This window comes from Marinobacterium lutimaris, from assembly GCF_900108065.1.
GTDB lineage: Bacteria > Pseudomonadota > Gammaproteobacteria > Pseudomonadales > Balneatricaceae > Marinobacterium_D > Marinobacterium_D lutimaris.
In genome coordinates this window covers 386761-405384 of the sequence record NZ_FNVQ01000003.1, presented here as the reverse complement: position 1 = coordinate 405384, position 18624 = coordinate 386761, and the positions used below count along the sequence as shown (strand labels likewise).

Annotated in this window: 16 protein-coding genes and 1 pseudogene; 10 read left to right on the top strand and 7 right to left on the bottom strand. The window is 55.9% G+C overall.

What is annotated here, in order from left to right; genetic code table 11:
• Both C4S72_RS16200 and pilB read right to left on the bottom strand, forming a co-directional pair.
• The gene (locus C4S72_RS16200) at window positions 1–1230 is read right to left on the bottom strand and encodes a type II secretion system F family protein (protein WP_104004204.1); all 1230 of its coding nucleotides are present in this window, start codon (window positions 1228–1230) and stop codon (window positions 1–3) included.
• A gap of 36 nt (window positions 1231–1266) precedes the next feature.
• A complete protein-coding gene (gene pilB / locus C4S72_RS16195) occupies window positions 1267–2982 on the bottom strand; it encodes a type IV-A pilus assembly ATPase PilB (protein WP_104004203.1) in 1716 nt (571 codons plus the stop codon).
• Between the two features lie 130 nt (window positions 2983–3112).
• Between pilB and C4S72_RS16190 the strand changes: the two genes are divergently transcribed.
• From C4S72_RS16190 to C4S72_RS16170, 6 genes and pseudogenes are all read left to right on the top strand, one after another.
• Complete coding sequence (locus tag C4S72_RS16190; RefSeq protein ID WP_104004202.1) at window positions 3113–4777, top strand: sensor histidine kinase; 1665 nt, start codon at window positions 3113–3115, stop codon at window positions 4775–4777.
• The gene (locus tag C4S72_RS16185; RefSeq protein WP_327332829.1) at window positions 4770–6137 is read left to right on the top strand and encodes a sigma-54-dependent transcriptional regulator; all 1368 of its coding nucleotides are present in this window, start codon (window positions 4770–4772) and stop codon (window positions 6135–6137) included. Before C4S72_RS16190 ends, C4S72_RS16185 begins: the two co-directional genes overlap by 8 nt.
• Before the next feature lie 185 nt (window positions 6138–6322).
• A pseudogene (locus tag C4S72_RS26240) lies at window positions 6323–6443 on the top strand (prepilin-type N-terminal cleavage/methylation domain-containing protein); the annotation flags it as partial.
• Window positions 6434–6742 carry a pilin gene (locus C4S72_RS16180; RefSeq protein WP_407657714.1) on the top strand — a complete coding sequence of 103 codons (309 nt, stop codon included), beginning with the start codon at window positions 6434–6436 and terminating at the stop codon, window positions 6740–6742. The pseudogene C4S72_RS26240 and the gene C4S72_RS16180, both read left to right, overlap by 10 nt.
• A 255-nt stretch (window positions 6743–6997) precedes the next feature.
• Window positions 6998–7456, top strand: coding sequence for a transposase (locus tag C4S72_RS26235; RefSeq protein ID WP_104004200.1), 459 nt, complete (start codon window positions 6998–7000; stop codon window positions 7454–7456).
• 248 nt (window positions 7457–7704) lie between these two features.
• Window positions 7705–8049, top strand: coding sequence for a hypothetical protein (locus tag C4S72_RS16170; RefSeq protein WP_104004199.1), 345 nt, complete (start codon window positions 7705–7707; stop codon window positions 8047–8049).
• Window positions 8050–8117: 68 nt separating this feature from the next.
• Here C4S72_RS16170 and nadC read toward each other — a convergent pair whose 3' ends face one another.
• Window positions 8118–8957 carry a carboxylating nicotinate-nucleotide diphosphorylase gene (gene nadC, locus C4S72_RS16165; RefSeq protein ID WP_104004198.1) on the bottom strand — a complete coding sequence of 280 codons (840 nt, stop codon included), beginning with the start codon at window positions 8955–8957 and terminating at the stop codon, window positions 8118–8120.
• Between the two features lie 109 nt (window positions 8958–9066).
• Between nadC and ampD the strand changes: the two genes are divergently transcribed.
• Window positions 9067–9627 carry a 1,6-anhydro-N-acetylmuramyl-L-alanine amidase AmpD gene (gene ampD / locus C4S72_RS16160; protein WP_104004197.1) on the top strand — a complete coding sequence of 187 codons (561 nt, stop codon included), beginning with the start codon at window positions 9067–9069 and terminating at the stop codon, window positions 9625–9627.
• Window positions 9628–9740: 113 nt separating this feature from the next.
• Window positions 9741–10793 carry an ABC transporter ATP-binding protein gene (locus C4S72_RS16155; protein WP_104004196.1) on the top strand — a complete coding sequence of 351 codons (1053 nt, stop codon included), beginning with the start codon at window positions 9741–9743 and terminating at the stop codon, window positions 10791–10793.
• Between the two features lie 128 nt (window positions 10794–10921).
• Here the strand turns inward: C4S72_RS16155 and C4S72_RS16150 are convergent, their stop codons facing one another.
• The 3 genes from C4S72_RS16150 to C4S72_RS16140 form a co-directional block, all read right to left on the bottom strand.
• The gene (locus C4S72_RS16150) at window positions 10922–12613 is read right to left on the bottom strand and encodes an ABC transporter permease (RefSeq protein WP_104004195.1); all 1692 of its coding nucleotides are present in this window, start codon (window positions 12611–12613) and stop codon (window positions 10922–10924) included.
• Between the two features lie 16 nt (window positions 12614–12629).
• A complete protein-coding gene (locus C4S72_RS16145) occupies window positions 12630–13649 on the bottom strand; it encodes a Fe(3+) ABC transporter substrate-binding protein (RefSeq protein ID WP_104004194.1) in 1020 nt (339 codons plus the stop codon).
• Window positions 13650–13880: 231 nt separating this feature from the next.
• Complete coding sequence (locus tag C4S72_RS16140) at window positions 13881–14618, bottom strand: 16S rRNA (uracil(1498)-N(3))-methyltransferase (RefSeq protein WP_104004193.1); 738 nt, start codon at window positions 14616–14618, stop codon at window positions 13881–13883.
• Window positions 14619–14786: 168 nt separating this feature from the next.
• Here C4S72_RS16140 and C4S72_RS16135 point away from each other — a divergent pair, with 168 nt between their 5' ends.
• Both C4S72_RS16135 and phbB read left to right on the top strand, forming a co-directional pair.
• Entirely contained in the window at window positions 14787–16127 is a 1341-nt protein-coding gene (locus tag C4S72_RS16135) for an MATE family efflux transporter (RefSeq protein WP_235009166.1), read from the top strand.
• Window positions 16128–16347: 220 nt separating this feature from the next.
• Window positions 16348–17097 carry an acetoacetyl-CoA reductase gene (phbB, locus tag C4S72_RS16130; protein WP_104004192.1) on the top strand — a complete coding sequence of 250 codons (750 nt, stop codon included), beginning with the start codon at window positions 16348–16350 and terminating at the stop codon, window positions 17095–17097.
• A gap of 86 nt (window positions 17098–17183) precedes the next feature.
• On the opposite strand, the gene C4S72_RS16125 is transcribed toward phbB, so the two are convergent.
• A complete protein-coding gene (locus C4S72_RS16125; RefSeq protein ID WP_104004191.1) occupies window positions 17184–18545 on the bottom strand; it encodes an aminotransferase-like domain-containing protein in 1362 nt (453 codons plus the stop codon).
• Window positions 18546–18624 lie beyond the last annotated feature (79 nt).

Here is an 18624-nt window from a genome sequence, read left to right as displayed (position 1 = left end):
TTAAACCACATTACCCAGCTGGAAGATCGGCAGGTACATGGCGATAACCAGACCACCCACAAGTACGCCCAGAATACACATGATCAGCGGCTCGAGCAGGCTGGAAAGATTGTCCACGGCGTTATCGACCGCTTCCTCATAAAAGGTTGCAACCTTGTCTAACATCGCATCCAGAGAGCCTGCCTCCTCGCCGATGGAGGTCATCTGCACGACCATTACCGGGAAGACGCCAGTCATATTGATCGCATTGGTTAATGACTGGCCAGTGGATACGCCATTGCGGATCTGCAGAGTGGCATTACGGTAAACTACATTGCCAGTCGCACCGGCAGTGGAGTCCAAGGCCTGCACCAGAGGTACACCGGCGGCAAAGGTTGTCGCCAGCGTGCGGGCGAAACGTGCAATAATCGCTTCGTTAACAATGCTCCCAATAATAGGGATTTTTAACAGCGTTCGATCGACAAAATCGGCAAATTTTTGTGAGCGCTTTTTGGCCTGAACAAAAGCTACGATGGCGGCAATAATGCCGAGCAGCGCGAAGAACCAGTATTTTTGTGCAAACTCCGATAGGCCGATAACCCAAAGTGTGAATGCCGGAAGCTCTGCGCCAAAGCTTGAGAACACATCGTCAAATACGGGCACTACCTTCACCAGCAGTATGGCGGTAACGATAATCGCCACGATGATTACCGCGGTAGGGTAGGTGAGCGCTTTCTTGATTTTTGCTTTTAGCGCCTCGACCTTTTCCTTGTAAGTCGCTACGCGGTCAAGCATAGTTTCTAGCTGACCCGATGCCTCACCGGCCTGGATCAGGCTGCAGAAAAGGTCATCGAAATAGTCAGGGTGTTTGGACAACGCGGTGGAGAAGTCGGTACCGCCGCTAACATCGGTGCGGATTTTATAGATCAGCTCTTTCAACTTAATTTTTTCGGCGCCCTGGGCAACGATATCCAGCGCTTGAATAATCGGAACGCCGGCTTTCATCATGGTAGCCATCTGGCGGGTAAAGAAGGCGATATCCAGGGGCTTGATCGCTTTATTACGACCGCCGCTGAAGATGGAGGTACGTTCCTTGGCAACCTTGCCTGGGTTAATCCCCTGTTTGCGCAGCAGGGTTTTAGCAGCGGCGATGCTTTCGGCATCAATTTTACCTTTACTGAGGTTGCCGCTCTTATCCTTGCCCTGCCAGGCGAAGGTGACTCGCTTAGCTTCTTTTGTTTTTGTCGCCATAATAATTGCTGCCTATTGATTCCAAACGGCCAGGTGTCAGACCTTGATAACGCGGTTCATCTCTTCCAGACTTGTCATCCCTTTAGCTACCTTTAGTAGCCCAGACTGACGCAGCGTTTTAAAGCCCTGATCGCGGGCGACGCGAAGTATATCCAGTGAGTTTCCGTTTTCCATAATGCATTGCGCGATTTCGGTGCTCATTACCAGCATTTCATAAATACCAACCCGGCCCTTGTAACCCCGGTTACACTTCGTGCAGCCGTCGGGGTTGGCTTCATAGATCTGTAGCTGATCGAGTTCTTCCGGTTTGAAGCCCTCTTCCAACAGGGTCGCTTCCGGTAGGGAGACCGATTGCTTACAGGATTCACACAGGCGGCGGGCAAGACGCTGGGCGATGATCAAGCTGACTGATGTGGCGATGTTAAAGGATGGTACTCCCATATTTCTGAGGCGCGTTAGCGTTTCCGGTGCGCTATTGGTGTGCAGGGTAGATAGCACCATATGACCGGTCTGAGCCGCCTTGATGGCGATTTCGGCGGTCTCAAGATCACGGATCTCACCCACCATCACCACGTCAGGGTCCTGACGCAGGAAAGAGCGTAGCGCTTCAGCAAAAGTAAGGCCGACCTTGGGGTTTACATGGACCTGGTTGATCCCGTCCATATTGATCTCTACCGGGTCTTCCGCCGTGGAGATATTGCGTTCTTCTGTATTGAGGATATTGAGGCCGGTGTAGAGGGTTACCGTTTTACCAGAACCTGTGGGCCCGGTTACCAGAATCATCCCTTGGGGACGTTCCAGCGTGCTCAGGTACACCTCTCTTTGTTCTGGTTCAAAGCCCAGAGCATCGACGCCGATGGTAGCACTGGTGGGGTCGAGTATACGCAGTACGATCTTTTCGCCCCAGAGCGTTGGCAGGGTGTTTACACGGAAATCGATGGACCGCTTTGCCGATACCTTCAACTTGATGCGGCCATCCTGAGGTACGCGGCGTTCGGCGATATCCATATTGGACATAACCTTCAAACGTGCCGACAGCCGTGACGCCAAATTAGTGGGCGGCTTGCTCACCTCCTGCAGGATACCGTCTATACGGCAGCGGATACGGTAGGCTTTCTCATAGGGCTCGAAGTGGATATCCGAAGCACCATTTTTGATCGCGTCGAGCAGAATCTTATTGATAAAACGCACGATCGGCGCGTCGGAGGCGGCTTCCTCGGCGGATTCCTCCTCTTTTTTTCGCTGACTGCCATCGTCGGTTTCGATGTTATCCAGGTCCGCGTCTTCAAGATCTTCCAGTGCTTCGGTACCCGAATCCAGGAATGCATCGATCCTGCGCGATAGCTTGTCCTCTTCGACGATTACCGCCTCAGTGGTGGTGCCGGTATGGAACTTGATCTCGTCCAAGGCCTGGATATTGGTGGGGTCGGCGATTGCGACGAAGATGCGGTTATCTCGCTGCATCAGCGGCAGGGCGCGGTGATTCTGTATCAAGTTCTCGGCAATCAGCCCCTGGGGTATGGCATCGCTGGAAAAGGCATCCAGATCCAACAGTGGCAGGCCGAACTCCTCGGAGGCCGCGCAGGCCGCGCGATGGGAGCTTACAAGTCGCTGGGAGATGATATAGCTGACAAAGCTTTGATTGGCGTTACGCGACTGGGTCAGCGCTTCCATGGCGACTTCGGCAGAAAATGCACCGTCGTTAACCAGACGCTTGGCTAGACCGCTAAGTGGTTGAAATCCGTTCGACAACTGCCTTACCTTACATTTGCAAATCAGACCATGAAAACGGTATTGACGTTACTCTATAGTAGCCTCCTGATACTGGCAAATAGGTAGTGGCAAATATGATTAGATATAACTTGATCAGGGTCTTTTTCTGATGCGGCAAAGCGGCGACAGGCGTGCACTCAGGCTGTTCAACCTTTACCGGACGGTGCTGGCGGCTGGGTTGGTTACATTATTGGTTCTGCCTGGCGACAATATTGTTTTCGTTAACCACCAGTCTGGCCTGTTCAGTATTACGGCGTTGGTCTATTTGGTGCTATCCATCGGCTTCAGCTTTGGCATGCTCCGCCGCGAAGCATCGCGCCAAGCCCAGTTCGTGCTGCAACTGCTGACCGATATTGCCTTGCTGTCGCTGCTCGATTTCTCCAGCGGGATAAGTCCCGGGGTGTTTGCAACGCTGACGTTGGTGCCTGTGACGTTTGCTGGTTTCTGGCAGCCGGGGCGCTGGACCCAGCTTTATGCAGTGGTTGCTATCGCAGGTGTGCTCAGCGCCAGCCTGGCGGCCAGGGAGCTGTTTGATGAAAACTTTCCCCTGGCGGATCTGGGCGTTCTTGCGCTGGCGCACCTGACCATTGCCTTGGTTAGCGGACTTACTGGACGCAGCATGGCGGATACCCGGCTTGAGATGGGGGCTAAAGAGCTCGATCTTGCCAGCCTGACTCAGCTAAATGCCCTTATTGTGCAGCGGATGGACGAAGGTGTGCTGGTTGTTGATGGCGAAAATATGGTCCGCCTTATCAACCCAGCGGCGGCCGAGCTGTTCGGTATCCGGCCTGAAAATATTTTGCATCGCCCCCTGTCTGCTCTCTCACAACCCCTGGATGAACTGCTGAAGGCGTGGCGTCAGGGCATTCCCCTTCAAGGTGATCGCATCCTGCCACTGCGTCTGCAGTTAACTGCGACCGGGCGTGGGCGGGATCAGCGGGTGCTGCTGATGCTTGAAAACATGCAGCAGCAGGATTCCCGGCTGCAGCGGGAGAAGCTCGCCGCGCTGGGGCGGCTGACCGCGAGCTTGGCCCACGAGATCCGTAATCCCCTTGCGGCGATCAGCCATGCTACCCAGCTTTTGGCGGAGTCGCCGGCCCTGTCGGAGCAGGAGCAGCCGCTGATATCCATTCAGCTTAATCAGGTGCGCAGGCTCAACCGGCTGATTCATGATGTGCTCACGTTATCACGCCGGAAAACGCCGCAGTGGGAGGATATAGAGCTTAGCGACTGGCTAGAGACCCTGCGCGAGGAGTGGCGTCTGAGTTGGCCAGATCTGTATCGCTGCCTGCGTCTGAACATAGAAGATCGGCCGATACAGGTGCGAGCCGATTCTGAGCATCTGCGCCAGTTGCTAACCCTGTTGTTGGATAACGCCATTCGGCATGGCACGCCGCAAAAAGGGGAGTCGATTATCCGGCTCAGTCTTTATAGAGCCGACCCCAATGCGACTCCCTGTATTGAGGTGGTGGATAACGGCCCGGGGGTGCCTGCGGATATTCAGGCGATGATCTACGAACCTTTCTATTCGACCCGCCATGAGGGCACTGGCCTGGGGCTTTATATCGCTAGGGAACTGTGCGAAGCCAACTATTGTGAACTGACGTACTTTGAAGATAAGAGCCGTGAACTGAATAGCAGTGGCGCTATGGGGTATAGTGCTTCCCATAAAAAGGCGTCGATTGGGGCGAAAGGCGGATGTTTCCGCATCACCTTCCCGATGGAGAGACCGGTGAGCAGCGTGAACGAGGCTAAGGAAGCAGTCAGTGGATAAGGTGCAGTCAGATAAACAGCCGGGAGTGGTTCCTAGGGTGCTGGTGGTCGATGATGAGGCCGACTTGAGGCAACTGCTGGAGATCACCCTCAGCCGGATGGGCACTTTGCCCTGCAGTGCCGCCAGCCTGCGTGAAGCCCGAGATCTCCTGGGCCGGCAATCCTTTGATCTCTGTCTCACCGATATGCGTCTGCCGGACGGCCGTGGCATGGATTTGGTGGAACAGATCCAGAAGGAGTTTCCGGCGCTGCCGGTGGCGATCATCACCGCCTACGGGGATATGGAACTGGCGGTGGAAGCGCTGCGCAAGGGCGCCTTTGACTGTGTCTCCAAACCCCTGGATATCCATCAGCTGCGGGCGTTGGTGAACCAAGCGCTGGTCAATCCGGTGCGCTCTCAAATGGATGATGAACTGGTGGGCGATTCGCCGGCCATGCGGGTACTAAAGTCACGTATTGATAAGCTGGCGCGTACCCAGGCGCCGGTCTGTATTTGCGGGGAGTCAGGCACCGGTAAGGAGATTATCGCCCGTCAGATCCACGTGCGTAGCCATCGTGGCAGTGGGCCCTTTGTTGCGGTCAACTGTGGTGCCATTCCAGAGGATCTGATCGAGTCTGAATTTTTTGGCCATCTCAAGGGCAGTTTTACCGGCGCTGCCAGCCAGCGTGAAGGCTTTTTTCAGGCGGCGGAGGGCGGCACCCTGTTTCTCGATGAGATCGGCGATATGCCTATGTCGATGCAGGTGAAACTGCTGCGAGCAATACAGGAGCGGAAAATTCGCCCTGTCGGTGCCGAGCATGAGCAGCCGGTTGATGTGCGAATTCTTAGCGCTAGCCATAAACAGCTACATGACGAGGTGGCTTCGGGTAACTTCCGCCAGGATCTATACTACCGCGTCAATGTAATCGAGCTTCAGGTACCTCCTTTACGGGAGCGTGGGCAGGATATTTGGGCCCTGAGCCAGGCGATTCTCGACCGGATTATCCGCCGCAACAAAGAAGGCGGAATTCATCAGTGCCATGGGGAGCTCACCGACGAGGCGCTTGATGAACTGCGTAACTACCCCTTTCCCGGCAACGTCCGTGAATTGGAAAATATTCTGGAGAGAGCAATGGCGCTTTGCGAGGAGGGGCGGATCACGCCGGAGGATCTTTCCCTGTGCGGTCGACCGGTACCTATTAGTCCCGGCGGCGTTGAAGGTGACAGCAGTGAGTGCGAACAGCTCGTTGCAGTTCTCGAGCAGCATCGGTGGAACCGTTCGGCCGCTGCTCGGCAATTGGGGTTGACGCTACGTCAGCTGCGCTACCGAATCCAGAAATACGGTCTGGATCAGGACCTGGATCAAGAATTTAAACACTAGTTTGTCAATTAGTGACACCGGGGGTGACAGATTGTCACTCCCTGACTTAGGATCGCTCCCCGGAATGGACGGAAAGCCGCATAGAACTTGATGATTGGATGTTGGCACCGCTCTTGCTTTGTTTTTTGAGGGCAGCAAGCTGCTGTTTGAAAACAGGAAGTTCATAACTCGCTGGAGAGATGATGATGAAAAAACAATTTGCAAAACAGCAGGGTTTCACCCTGATCGAATTGATGATCGTTGTGGCGATCATCGGTATTCTGGCGGCGATCGCGCTGCCTGCTTATCAGGACTATGTGCGTAAAGCCCGCGTATCCGAAATTGTACTGGCAGCAAGTTCTGCCCGTACCTGCGTATCCGAAATCAACCAATCTGCTGCTAGTTTGGCCACTGCTAATTTCAGTGCTTGTGCTCACGATTTTGAGGTTACTCAGTATACTACAGCGCTGGCTGTAGCTAGTAATGGTACTATCACGGCGACAGGCGACGTAGATGTGGCTGTAACGGTTACCCTGACGCCGGATCCTTTGGCTAATTCTGATTTCATTACTGAATGGACCTGTACTGGTACTCCTCAGAACCTGATGCCGGGCTCCTGTAAGTAAGAGTCTTAGAAATCGGGGCAGAGTAATATTTCTGGCTTACCCCCGAGTTATGCAGAGAGGACCGCTTCGGCGGTCCTTTTTGTTGTCAGCCTTGAGCAGGTCATTGTTCACCTGCTGCCTGAATATTTATGCTCGGTATCGACCATTAAATGGATTTGATCGAGCTTAGTAATGTCTAGAAAACCTCGTGTTCTGCAGAGCCATTGCCTGGTGTACATCATTCATCGCGGAAACAATTGCAGCGTTTTTTAGCGGATGATGACTACGCCAGTTATGTGGATAGTTTTGCACGAACTCTGCACTGCGCTGAATATTCGGTTGCATGCATACTGCTTCATGACCAACCATTACCACCTGCTAGTTTTATCCAGGGTTGCTGCTACTTTGCCTGCATTGATGCAGCAGCTGGGGCAGTGCTATGTGCAAAGAATCAATCGGCTCTATCGGCGCAGCTGCACCCTTGGGGGTAGGCGTTTTAAATCCTCTCTTGTGGTGAAGGATGGCTATCTTCTGGCGTGCTATCGATATATCGAGTTAAACACTGAGGGAGCCTCTATGGTTGTGTATCCGGCAGAGTATTGTTGGTCCAGTTATCTCAACAATTCACCTAGGGCTGTAGGGAACCGAAAACAGAACTATGAAGTGTCTTTTTGCCTGGAAACACGCCAGCAACCCTATCGAGAATCACTTCAGTACGATTTGGCACAGGGCTGAATGATGAGCTTCGGCTTGCCGTGAAAAAACGGTATGTTTTTAGCCGTGTGCGATTTCGCAAACAGATTGAAGAGGCGATAGATATTTGAGTTGGCCCTGCCAGGCCTGGACTTCCATGGAAGTCATTCGAACAGGAAGTGGCAAATAGGGCTAATCTCCGATTTAGCCTTTAGTCCGGTTGTCTCCCAAGCTCCTTCCCGGCACACTCGAACTCCTTAAGAATCAACCACCCGCACGGAAGTTACCCAATGAACAAACGCCTAATGGTGCTTATCCTCATAGCCCTGAGTATCGGTGTGACCTGGTATATCGAGTCCGCTCGCAAAGAGGTGTCTGCAGATGTGCGTGAGAGAGCCGCTGCCGAAGTGATGGCGCGGCTGGAGCTACCGGCTCAGCCGGTCTGGTGGGATAAGGGGCATCGATTGGGTATTGGCGTTATTCCGGACGGATCCAACCGTGATGCGGAAGCGCGAGACGCCTGCTCGATTATGCTACAGCATGGTATTACCCCCGCCGAGGTGGAGGTGTTCGATGTGCTGCAGATTCAGAATGATGATGACTGGGTGCAGATCGGTGCGGCGCGCTGCGAGTAAATATTGAGATGAAAAAGCCAGCTATTTAGCTGGCTTTTTTGCATTCCTTTTTTGCATTCTGAGGAGGCTTAAACGAGCCGCATCGACAGGTCTATCGCCCGGCAATGCTTGGTCAGGGCGCCGATGGAGATATAGTCGACGCCGGTTTTCGCATATTCCAGCAGGGTTTCATCGGTGATGTTGCCAGAGGCTTCAAGCTTGGCGCGGCCGGCGGTGATGGTTACCGCATCGACCATTTCGGCGGGGCTGAAGTTGTCCAGCATGATGATATCGGCGCCGGCCTCAAGCGCTTCAACCAGCTGATCCTGATCTTCAACCTCGACTTCAACCGGTTTGTCTGCATGCATGGTGCGCGCGGTGCTGACCGCCGCGGAGATGCCGCCACAGGCAAGAATATGGTTTTCCTTGATCAGGAAGGCGTCGAACAGGCCGATGCGGTGGTTGAAGCAGCCGCCACAGCTGACGGCGTATTTCTGTGCCATGCGCAGCCCGGGAATGGTTTTGCGTGTGTCTAGCAGGCGTACGCTGGTTTCAGCCACATGGTCTGCATAGCTGCGCGCCAGGGTGGCAGTGCCGGATAGAGTCTGGAGAAAGTTCAGTGCGGCGCGTTCGCCGGTCAGAAGGCTGCGAGCTGCGCCTTCGATGGTGAACAGTGTCTGGTCAGGTTCTACCTGGTCGCCGTCTTTGACTTTCCATTCGATGCGAACCTCGGGGTCAACCTGGCGGAATACCTCGTCTACCCAGGCTGTTCCGCAGACGGTGGCGTACTCGCGGCTGATCACGCGACCGCTGGCCTGGTCCGAGGCGGGGATAAGCGCGGCAGTTATATCGCCGTCGCCCACATCTTCGCTCAGGGTTGTACGCACATTTTCTTCGATCACCGGTTTGAGGTCGGTCAGGTTCAGCATGAGAGGTTCCGTTGCGGGTGTGGTTCGAGGTCGATATTCTAGCGAATGCGCGTCTTAGCGAGAACCTCGCCGCTGTAATTTCGCTTGTCTCAGGAGTCTATTCCTTTCAATGACGATTCAGGATTTTTCCATCAAGGAGCATCGCCTAACCGCCGCAGAGCAGTGTCTTTCGCCAAATCACAATGAGCGCCCGGACGGCGAAATCTCATTGCTGGTGATACACAATATCAGCCTGCCGCCCGGAGAATTTGGTGGGCCCGGTATCCACCAGTTGTTCACCAACTGCCTGAACCCAGATGATCATCCCTATTATCGCGAGATTCATCAGCTGGAGGTTTCCGCCCACCTGTTGATCGACCGTCACGGCCAGGTGACTCAGTTTGTCCCCTTTGATAAGCGTGCCTGGCACGCGGGACGTTCCTGCTTTGACGGGCGAGAGGCCTGTAACGATTTCTCCATCGGCATAGAGCTCGAAGGCACAGACGATCTTCCCTTCACTGACGAGCAGTATGCTGCGCTGACCGGCGTTACCGGAGCCCTGATGCAGCAGTATCCGCAGATCAACCCCGAGCGAATCTGCGGTCACAGCGATATTGCACCGGGAAGAAAGACCGATCCTGGCCCGGCTTTTGACTGGGAGCGTTATCGCCGCTCTCTTGCTGGTAATTAAGAATGATTTCCAATTATTATTGACCCTGTCATTTCAGGGTATTAAACCGTTCACGTCCTATCTTTCCCTGTACACCAGAGGTAATAGATGTCGGGTACGGTAGCAGGAGAGCTATGCGCGAACTTCTTTCCGTCGAAAAACTTCAGTGTGCCTACGAGGGAACCCCGGTACTGCGGTCGGTCAGTTTTTCCATCGAAGAGGGCGAGATCGCCTGCCTGTTGGGACCCAGCGGCTGTGGTAAGACGACCGTTCTCAGAGCGATCGCCGGTTTTATCGAGGCAGAGTCTGGTGCCATTCGAGTTAATGGTGAAGTGATCAGCGACGGGAAGAGCACTCTGCCGCCTGAAAAGCGTGGTATGGGCATGGTGTTTCAGGATTACGCGCTGTTCCCGCACCTGACGATCGCGGAGAACATCGCCTTTGGCCTCAAGGGTAAAAGCCGCAGTGAAAAGCAGCAGGCGGTTGAGGAGGTGCTCAATCTGGTTGAGCTCCCGGACCTGGCCAAACGTTATCCTCATGAGTTGTCCGGCGGTCAGCAGCAGCGCGTGGCGCTGGCTCGGGCTCTGGCGCCCAAACCTCGTCTGTTGCTGATGGATGAGCCGTTTTCCAATCTGGATACCGACCTGCGCCGCCAGCTTTCCGCGGAGATGCGCCGCATTCTGAAGAAGCAGCAGATCGCTTCGATCATGGTGACCCATGATCAGCAGGAGGCGTTCACCATCAGTGACCGCCTGGGCGTTTTGTCGCAAGGCGAGGTGCAGCAGTGGGGCACGCCGGAAGAGCTGTTCTATCAGCCGGCAACACCCGAGGTAGCATCGTTCGTGGGTAAGGGGGTGATGGTGTCAGGTAAAGCGCTGGCGCCTGATCGTCTCAGCTGTGAGTTGGGCGAGCTGGAGTTTGCCGAGCCTTTCGGGAAGGATGGCTGTGAAGGTCGCTCTATCCGCCTGTTCCTGCGTCCCACCGATATTCAGTTGACGCATGAAGGCAGTGTATCCGCCGAGGTGCTGGCCTGTGAGTTCCAGGGCAGTCAGACGCAGTACAGTCTGAAACTGGCTTCGGGCCTGGAGCTGCAGGCGGTGGAAAGTGGTATGCACCGTTACCCGATCGGTGAGCAGGTGGCGCTGCGCGTAGCGCCACACCGTCCCATCGTTTTTTTCGACCGGTAGGAGATGTGCCCTCGCGCCGATTGAATGCTGCTCGGTGGTGATTCAATACACTGGTGGTTGTTCGCGACGGGGCGTCGTTCCTACAAGAATTCAGCCCGGTAAGACCTGCCTAACCGCGCCGACGGCCTTTACCGGCTGGCGCGTGTAGCGGTAATCGTGCGGCTCAGCAGAATCACCGGAATAATTCCCACCAGAACGATCAACAGCGCTGCGGGTGAGCAGCTTTCGATCTGTTCGTCCGAAGCGTACTGGTAGACATAGGTTGCCAGCGTATCGTAGTTGAACGGGCGTAGGATAAGTGTCGCCGGCAGTTCCTTCATGCAATCCACGAACACCACCAGCACCCCGGTGAGTAGGCCGCCGCGAATCAGCGGCAGATGCACCTCTTTAAGTGTGCGCAGCGTATTGGCGCCCAGCGAGCGGGACGCCATATCCATGTTGGGCGTGACCTTGCCCAGCGAAGAATCCACGGCGCCGCCGGAGACGGCCAGGAAGCGCACGCAGTAGGCAAACACCAGGGCGAAGGGCGTGCCGCTCAGCAGCAGGCCGGTGCTGATATTGAAGTGCTCGCGCATAAAGGCGTCGACACTGTTATCGAAAGCGGCCAGAGGGATAATCACGCCAATGGCGAGCACGGCGCCGGGGAGGGCATAGCCCAGGTTGCTCATGCGGGCGGCCACCTGCAGAGAGCGGTTGCGGGCATAAAGTCGCTTGCTGTACGCCAGTACGATGGCAATGGCTGCCGCCAGCAGAGCGGTCACGCCCGAGAGAGTAAAGCTGTTGGTGGCAAAGCCGAGAAAGTTGCTGTCGCTGAACTGGTCCAGATGGGCCAGGGACATATCCGCCAGTGAAATGAACGGCAGAAGAAAACCGAACAGCACGGGCAGAGAGCAGGCCAGCGTACAGAGCCAGGCGCGGCTCTTTGTCAGGCGGTAGCGCTCGATGGTGCGGTAGCGGTCGGGGCTGGTGTACTGGCGCGACTTGGCGCGGGCGACACGCTCCAGTGAGATCAGCACCACCACGAAGATCATCATCAGGCTGGCGATCTGAGCGGCCGCGCCCACGTTGCCCATGTTCAGCCAGGCGTCGTAGATGCCGGCGGACATGCTCTTGACTGCAAAGTAATCTACTGTGCCGAAGTCGTTGATCGTTTCCATCGAAACCAATGACAGGCCGACAGCGATGGCCGGGCGAGCGATCGGCAGTGAAACCCGGTAGAAACTCTGCCAGGGGCTGCAGCCCAGCATGCGGCTGGCGTCGCGAATGCTCATGGATTGCTCCAGGAAGCTGGCGCGGGCAAGCAGGTAAACGTAGGGGTAGAGCACCAGCGTCAGCATCAGAATAGCGCCGCCGATACTGCGGATCTCCGGGAACCAGTAGTCGCGGGCGGTTTGCCAGCCGAACAGGTCACGGAGCAGAATCTGGACCGGACCCGCATATTCAAGCAGGTCGGTATAAATATAAGCGATCACGTATGCCGGAATCGCAAAGGGCAGCAGCAGTGCCCATTCAAATACTCGTCGCCCAGGAAAGTGACATAGGGTCACCAGCCAGGCGGTGCCTACGCCGATCGCCACCGACAGCGCGCCGGTACCCACCATCAGAATCAGCGTGGACTTGATATAAACCGGCAGCACCGTGGAGGCCAGGTGCGGCCAGATATTTTCGGTGGGGAAGAGTGCCAGCCAGAGTACGGCCAGCACGGGCAACATCACCAGCAGTGCGGTGCCCCAGCCGATACTGTACCAACCGGGAAGAAGCCCGCGCAGACGGGGCAGGGTCCGTGATTCGGTCAGTGTGGTTTCGGCGGTGGCACTCATGCACTAGTTCCCGGTATCAGTTATCGAAGCCGACCTTGTCGACCAGCTTGGCGGCAGCAGCGCGGTTGGCGCCGATTTCACCCAGGTTGATCTCGTCACCCTTGAAGCCGCTCATTTTCTCTTCGAGCAGTTCAGACCAGGGGGTGTTCGGACGCACCGGGAATTCGAAGTTGGCTTCGGCGTAGAGTTTCTGTGCCTTTTCCTGGGTCAGGAACTCAACCAGCTTGACTGCCGCTTCCGGATGCGGAGCGTACTTGGTCAGTGCTGCGCCGGAGATATTCATGTGGGTGCCGCGATCGTCCTGGTTCGGGAACACCAGGTTGGCGGATGCAGCCCACTCTTTCTGCTCAGGCTCGTCTTCGTTGGTGGCCATCTTGCCGTAGTAGTAGCTGTTACCGAGGGCAAGATCGCACACGCCTTCCATGATCGCCTTGACCTGGCTACGGTCGTTACCCTGAGGCTTCTGTGCCAGGTTAGCCTTGACGCCTTCGAGCCACTGTTCGGTTTCCGCTTCGCCGTGGTGGGCAATCATGGAGCCGATCAGGGAGAGGTTATAGGTGTGCTTGCCGCTGCGGGTACAGATACGGCCTTTCCATTTCGGGTCGGCCAGCTCTTCGTAGGTGGTGATTTCGCCCGGCTCTACACGATCCTTGGAGGCATAGATAAGACGTGCACGGCTGGTCAGACCCACCCAGCGGCCATCGGTAGCGCGGAAATGTTCCGGAATGTTCTGCTCAATAATGTCGCTCTTGATCGGCGCTACCAGATCACGTTCGGTAGCGTCGTACAGTGGGCCGATATCGGCGGTCAGCAGCAGGTCGGCCGGGGTGTTCTGGCCTTCATGCTCAAGGCGTTCCAGCAGACCGCTTTTGGAGAATACTACGTTGACCTTGATGCCGGTCTCTTCGGTGAACGCTTCCAGCAGAGGCTTCAGCAGAAACTCCTGGCGGAAAGAGTACACATTGACCTCTTCGGCCTGTGCGAAGGTGCTGAAGGTGGCGCTCAGTACTGCGGCAGATAAAAGAGCTTTTTTCATTGTCGCGGATTCTCCGGAAACTTTTAGTTATTAAAAAAGTAATTATTGGAAAAGCTGGCCGCACTCCTAAAAAGAGCAGGGCCGGATATCAATCGCGTAATGCGAATTGTTATCACTTTTTCCTGTCGGGTCAACGCAACTGAGTTCGATTCTTGTTTTCGTTTTAGATTCGAATCATATAACCATATTATTTATAAGATACTTTGAGATCAATCTTGTCGCTCGGCCTGATCAGAAGGTGAATAGCCGGGATAAAAGAGCAGGGACGGCCGTCTCTACGCGAAGAATTCGTGGCCCAAGATGCACGGGGCTCAGGCCTGCCTCAACGAGTTTTTCCACCTCGTAGGGGATAAAGCCACCTTCGGGTCCGATCGCCAGCAGTGTTGATTCATCCGAGGCCGAAGGGCAGGGCTGTGCATTATAGGGGTGAGCCAGCAGTGCGCGGCGCCCCCGGCAGAGCTCCGGCAGTTCGTCTTCAACAAAGGGCTTGAACCGTTTTCGCAGGTGAACCTGCGGCAGCTGCGTGTCGCAGGCCTGTTCCAGTCCCAGCAGTAGATGCTCCCTGAGCCCGGCTTCTGTCAAAAGAGGAGATCCCCAATAGCTCTTATCGACACGATAGGAGTTGATCAGCCAGAGATCCTTTACGCCCATGCTGGCGGCAGCGGCCAGCGTGCGCTTGAACATCTTCGGGCGTGGCAGCGCCAGGATCAGTGTCAGCGGCAGTGGCGGCGGCGGGGGAGTGTCCAGCTCGACCCGCAATACAGCCTCATGCTCCGATAGGGAGAGCAGTTGGCCTGATCCCATAGCGCCATTGAGAAGCCCAACTCTGAGCTGATCTCCGGGCAACGCGCGGTGAACATCACGAATATGGGTAAGACGGCGATCGTGCAGGCGGACTTCGCCGGCCGAGGTAAGGGGAGAGGTAAGGGGCGAGGTAAAATCGTCTTCGAACAGCAGGATCAGGTTCATAACAGCTACATAACTCGGGTGAGCGCCGATCATACTACAGCGGAGTCAGGGAATGTGAGCCCAGCAGACACCAGGAGGTACAGGCGGAATACCGGGAATGAACTGACCGTTTAGTCAGCCCTCCAGGGCTGTGGTAAACTGCGCGTCCCTCTGAGAACCGGCCCACCCATGTCTCCAGCTTCCGATATCCTGAAATCTCCGGTCCATTCGACGCTTGTGCGTATGACTCTGCCGATGATGATGGGCATCGTCAGTCTGATGCTGTTCAACATCGCCGATATCTGGTTTGTGGGTCAGCTCGGTACCGAGCCGATGGCGGCGTTGGCGTTTACCTTTCCGGTGACCTTCTCTGTCACCAGCCTGGCGATCGGCTTGGGGGTTGGCACGTCCGCAACGCTGGCGCGGCTGATCGGCGCAGGTGAAACCCGCAATGCCTCTCGCATGGCCACCGACAACATCATCATGACGGTGCTGCTGATGCTGGTGGTCGGTGTTGGCGGCCACTGGATCATCGATCCCGTTTTCCGTGCCATGGGGGCCGAACCCGGTTTGATGCCCTATATCCATGCCTATATGACGGTGTGGTTTTCCGGCTCGGTATTCCTGGTTCTAAACATGGTCTGCAACAGCATCTTCCGGGCGGCGGGCGATACGCGCATGTCCGGTTTGGTGATGCTGGTCTCGGCGATACTGAACCTTATGCTGGATCCCTTGCTGATATTCGGCTGGGGCCCCATCCCGGCGCTGGGGATTCAGGGGGCCTCCATTGCCAGTGTGTTGGCCTGGGGCAGCACGACGCTGCTGGCGTTTTATCTGCTCTACGGCCGCCGACAGATGCTGATCTTCGCCTGGCCCGATCTGTCGGAGATGGTTGGGCACTGGAAGCAGCTGATGCAGATCAGCCTGCCGGCGGCGCTTTCCAATATGATGACGCCGCTGGCCAATGGTGTGCTGACCGCAGTGGTTGCCGGGCACGGCGCAGAAGCGGTGGCGGCCTATGGTGTGGGTAACCGCGTCGAGTCGCTGTCTCTGCTTGTATGCCTGGCGTTGTCGATGACGCTGCCGCCGTTTATCAGTCAGAACTACGGCGCCGGTCAGGTGGAGCGGGTGCGTAAGGCCTATATGGGCGCGGTCCGCTTTGCCCTGATCTGGCAGGGTGTGATCTATCTGGCACTGTTTATTTTTGCCAACCCGCTGGCGATTCTGTTCACCGAAGACCGAGAAGTTTCCGGCTGGCTTGCCCTCTGGATGGTGGTGGTGCCCGCCGGTTTCGGTTTCCAGGCGATCACCTTTCTCAGCGCCTCTTCGTTCAACGCGCTGCACCAGCCCATGCGTGCGATGCGGATCAGCCTGTTCCGGCTGTTCATCATGTACGTGCCTCTCGGTTGGCTCGGCAGCCTGCTTTTCGGTCTGGAAGGTATGTTTGCGGCCCTGGTGCTCGCCAACGGTATCACCGCAGCGCTTGCCTTCACCTGGATGCGACGTTATCTCACCCGTCTTGTCCGCTAAGTGTCATCAATAAGTCAAACCCCTCACTTATTCTTCCTTAACGGCAGATAAACGGTTGTTTATTAGTGCCTGCGCGTACTAAGATCAAAGCAAGTACACGCACAAAACCTGGGGAAGCTGTTATCCCGAAAGGCCCGGGCTTGTTCTCAGCTTCCCTACTACAAATTCGAAAACCGGATTCAACTGGTTCGTATAAGTAAATAAAGAGGGGTGCGATATTATGAGTCAGAAAGTAGCTATGGTGACCGGCGGTACTGGCGGTCTGGGTACGGCAATCTGCCGCAAACTGGCTGACGCAGGCTTCCGTGTGGTGGCCGGCTATAACAGTGGTGGTAACCACGACAAAGCCAAGGCGTGGCAGGAAGAGCAGAAAAAGGACGGCTACTCCATCGATGTAGCCTACGGCGACGTTACCGACGCCGAGTCCTGCGCCCAGTGCGTAGCGACGGTCAAGGAGCTGACCGGTGGTGAAATCAGTGTGCTGGTGAACAACGCCGGTATCACGCGTGATGGTACTTTCAAGAAAATGAGCTGGGAGCAGTGGGACGAAGTCCTCACCGCCAACCTTGACTCGATGTTCCACATGACCCGTCTGGCGATTAACCCGATGCTTGAAGCCGGCTTTGGTCGCGTCATCAACATCTCCTCTATCAACGCACAGAAGGGCCAGTTCGGTCAGTGTAACTACTCTGCGGCCAAAGCCGGTATTCATGGCTTTACCAAGGCGCTGGCGCAGGAAGTGGCTTCCAAGGGCGTTACGGTTAACACCGTATCACCGGGCTACATCATGACTGCCATGGTTGCCAAGATCGATCAGGAAGTGCTCAACAAGATCGCTTCCAACATCCCGGTCGGTCGTCTGGGTACTCCGGAAGAGATCGGTCGCATTGTTGCTTTCCTGGCAGATGAGGAATCGGGCTACATCACCGGTGCCGACTTCTCCATCAACGGCGGTCAGTACATGCACTGATGCGCTAGCCGCATACGAGCTTAAGAAAACCGGCCCTCATTACGGCCGGTTTTTTATTGCCTGTTAGCCAGAAGAAAAGTCCTGAGCTATCGCTTTCGCGGAACTGTGCCCCTAAGGCCGGCAAAGTCTTCAATCACCTCTTTAACCTTCAGCAGTGCGCCTTCGAGCTGTTCTTTTTTGACCGAGCCGAGCGCCAGACGCAGGGCGTGAGGAACATGCTCGGTGGTGGCAAATGGCTCTGCTGATGACACCGAAATACCCGCTTCCAACAGTTTTGCGCAGACCTGGTCGGCGCGAACCTCATTGGGCAGTGGCAGCCAGATAAAATAGGCATTGGGATGTGCCGTATAACGCCAGTCGTGAAATATCTTACTGGCGATCAGCTGGCGTGACTGTGCATCTTCACGCTTCTGCGTTTCCAGACGGGCCAGGGTACCATCCTCTATCCAGCGACAGGTGAGCGCGGTGATCAGCCCCGGCGTGTTCCAGGTAGTGGCGCGGATCGCCCTTTCGAGCCGGCCTATCCAGTTGGAGGGGGCTGCTACAAAGCCGCAGCGCAGGCCTGTGGCCAGGCTTTTCGATACACCGGAAACGTAAACGCTTCGTTCGGGGGCAAGGCTGCTGATCGGTGGCGGTGGATTGTCTGCATGGAAGGCGTAGGCCGCATCTTCGATCAGGAGAAGGTCCTGTTCTCTGGCGATGGCCACAAGAGCTTCGCGCTGTTCAAGGCTTAGCACCCAGCCCAGAGGGTTGTGCAGTGTCGGCTGGGTGTAAACCGCTTTCAGGTTGCGCTGTTGGCAGAGCTGTTTAAGGGCGTTCAGATCAGGTCCTGCATCAGTGCAGGGGATGGGGACAAGTTCCAGACGACCGACCTCAGCCACCGTTTTAAATCCCGGATAGATAAGGCTGTCTACGGCGACGATATCACCGGGGTTGAGCAATGCCAGGACGGTGATCGCCAGCCCGTGTTGAGCACCGCTGGTGAATAACACCTGGTTCTCGCTGACATCGAGACCTCTATTTTTCAGGTGTGCTGCAATGATACTGCGCTCATGTTGGCGCCCGGCATGGGGCTGGTAGTGGAGCAGCGGCTCCAGCTCGCCAGACACCGAAAGCTGTCGAAGAGCCTCGCGTAGCAGCTGGCTTTGCCCGTCGATCGATGGCGAGTTGAAGTTCAGATCCAGGGTGCCGCCGGGGACCGGGTGCTGATCGATTCCCTGGCCCGGAGGTAGTCTTGTTTCGCGGACAAAGGTGCCGCGGCCCGCTTCGCCACTGACAAGCCCCATTTTCTCCAGCTCCGCATAGACCCTGGATGCGGTAACAAGAGCGACGCCCTCAACTTCCGATAGTTGTCGATGGGTGGGTAAACGTGTTCCCGGAGGTAAGTCGCCGGAGCGGATGTCGGCGCTCAATTTATCGACCAGCTGCTTGTATCGCGCTCGCGGCATATGAAATATATCCATGACAATTTTTATATTGTCATCATATTAAGAAATAGACTGCCTGCTCGCTAATACAACTTGAGCA